Origin of the sequence: Streptomyces sp., assembly GCF_031178505.1 — a bacterium.
In the GTDB taxonomy this organism is placed as follows: Bacteria; Actinomycetota; Actinomycetes; order Streptomycetales; family Streptomycetaceae; genus Streptomyces; species Streptomyces gulbargensis.
The window spans coordinates 1-2,307 of sequence record NZ_JAPSIW010000935.1; the positions used below are offsets into that span (position 1 = coordinate 1).

General features: G+C 73.3%; 3 protein-coding genes and 1 pseudogene. All 4 read left to right on the forward strand.

From position 1 onward, the window contains the following. Positions 1-146: pseudogene (locus tag RIF68_RS34715) on the forward strand (FAD-dependent oxidoreductase); the annotation flags it as partial. Positions 147-453: 307 nt separating this feature from the next. After that, positions 454-1,212, forward strand: coding sequence for a class I SAM-dependent methyltransferase (locus tag RIF68_RS34720; RefSeq protein ID WP_309055494.1), 759 nt, complete (start codon positions 454-456; stop codon positions 1,210-1,212). 8 nt (positions 1,213-1,220) lie between these two features. Next, the gene (locus RIF68_RS34725; RefSeq protein WP_309055496.1) at positions 1,221-1,865 is read left to right on the forward strand and encodes a nitroreductase family protein; all 645 of its coding nucleotides are present in this window, start codon (positions 1,221-1,223) and stop codon (positions 1,863-1,865) included. Continuing rightward, on the forward strand, positions 1,828-2,139 hold the full coding sequence (locus RIF68_RS34730; protein WP_309055498.1) for a DUF6092 family protein: 312 nt from the start codon (positions 1,828-1,830) through the stop codon (positions 2,137-2,139). Before RIF68_RS34725 ends, RIF68_RS34730 begins: the two co-directional genes overlap by 38 nt. Positions 2,140-2,307: the final 168 nt, after the last annotated feature.

Here is a 2,307-nt window from a genome sequence, read left to right on the forward strand (position 1 = left end):
AGCCGCTGCCGTTCCCGCCCGAGCCCTTCGCCTGGACCGGCATCGCGCTGACCAAGTGGTCGCTGGCCCGCGCGGACGCGCACGGCGGCCGCCGCAACCTCTGGCTGCGCACCCTGGACCGGCTCGGACTGGGCTTCGACAGCTAGCAGGGCGAAGGACGCGTCACTGTCGGGGTCAGCCCGGGGGCCGCACCGCTCACCGTGCGGACTCAGTGACGGGTGCGGAGGCGGACGCCCGCAGTACGCCCGGCAGTCGGCGGCCCGTCCGACGGCCGCGGTGCGCGCGGTGTGCTTCGTCCGCGCGCCTCGGACGGGTCCTGCCCGGGCTTCCCGTTCGCCGCGACACGGGCGTGGCGAAGGGAACTTCGAGCCGATGGATATGCCCCATCGGGTAAGTTCGCCCGGGAAAGCACCCACCTGTGCGTGAAGCTCCGCAAGCAGGAGCACAGCACCGATGACGGCGACCCGACGGAGCAGCGCCATGCCCCAGCAGTACGACGCACTCGTGGACACGTACGCCCGGGCCGTCGACGCCGTCAGCCTCTACCGAGACCACGTCGAGATCCCCTCGTTCCTCCACGCCCTGGGCCCAGTGCGGGGACGGAACGTGCTCGACGTGGGCTGCGGCGACGGGTTCTACACCCGCCTGGTCAGACGGCGGGGCGCGGCACGGGCGGTCGGGGTGGACGTGTCGGAGGGAATGATCGGCGCGGCCCGGGCCCGTGAAGCGCGGCGGCCGACCGGTGCGGAGTACCACGTCCACGACGCCGCCACCCTGCCGGTGCTGGGCTCGTTCGACGTCGTCCTCGCCACCCACCTCCTCCACTACGCGGCCGACCGGGAGACCCTCGGCGCCATGGGCGAGCGCATGTACGCCAACGTCGCACCGGGCGGACGGCTTCTCGCCTTCGTCGGCAACCCGGACTGCGACGAGGCCGCCGCGGCCGCCGCGGGATTCCGCCTGGAGCGCCCCGCCCGCCCGCGCGAGGGCGACGCCTTCACGGTCTCCGTCCTCACCACCCCGCCCACCGTCCTGCGGGTGCACCACTGGCCCCGCGAGGCCCTCGTACGGGTCCTGCGGTCCGCGGGGTTCACCGACATCACCTGGGAGCCCATGGTGAGTTCACCACCGGCGGCCGAGAACGACGGGGCGCGCGTCCGCCGCTGCCTCGACGACCCGGTCAACCTCCTCCTGAGCGCCCACCGGAGGTGACCGTGCGGATGACCGGACGGACTCTTGTGTCCGGCTACGAAGACGGGGGCGGGGACGGGAACACGGGCACGGGCACGGACGGCGGGGACCGGGGCGCAGCGGTGTCCCGCCCCGGCGCCCCGGAAACGCTGCGGGTGCTGCGCTCCCGCAGCGCGGTGCGCCAGTACACCGATGAGCCGGTCGACGACGCTCTCGTGGAGGAGATGGTGCAGGCGATGCTGGCGGCCCCCACGGCGGCCAACAAGCAGGCATGGGCGTTCGTGGTGGTGCGGGACCGGCGGCTCGTACGACGCGTCAGGGCCTTCTCACCGGGGATGATCGGACTGCCTCCGCTCGTCGTCGTCGCCTGCTTCGACCGCGCGCGGGCGGTCCAGGGCCTCGGCAACGGGCAGGACATCGGCCTGCTGTGTGTGGCGATGGCGGTGGAGAACCTGCTGCTGGCCGCGCACGCGCTGGGGCTGGGCGCGTGCCCCGTCGGCAGTTTCCGCCGCGAGCCCGTCGGCATGCTGCTGGACCTCCCGCCCCACCTCCACCCGGTGCTGCTGGTGCCGGTCGGCCATCCCGCGCGGGCGTTCCCACCCTGTGACCGCCGCGACCCGAGTGAGGTGATCAGCTATGACGGATGGACGGCAGCCCCCGGCGCGGCTCGCTGAGGAGACCGTGCTGTTGGCGGCCTTCCTGCTGAGCAGTGGCAGGGGCCTCCTGGAGGAGCCGCCGGGGTACGGCCCCGCCCGGTGCGTGGACGGCGCCCGCCGGGCGCTGGAGGCGTTGGAGCGGTCCGGTGTGCACGACCCCCGGCTGGTGTCGGTGCGCACACGCCTGGAGGAGTTCATGTGCGGGCCGATGGCCGACACGGACCTCACCGAGCTGCTGGACGACCTGTGCCGGCAACTGGCCGGAGTGCTCGAGGGGACGCCGGCCACCTGATCCCACTCCGCCCGTCCCTCCCGGTTCGCCGACCGGGTGCGTGGCTGTCACCGCCGTCCACAGCCGGTACTCCGGATCACCAGACCACCAGACCACCGGATCACCGGATCACCGGATCACCAGACCACCGACCACCAGTGCGCATTTCGGAGAGCGGGTGCGCCGGAA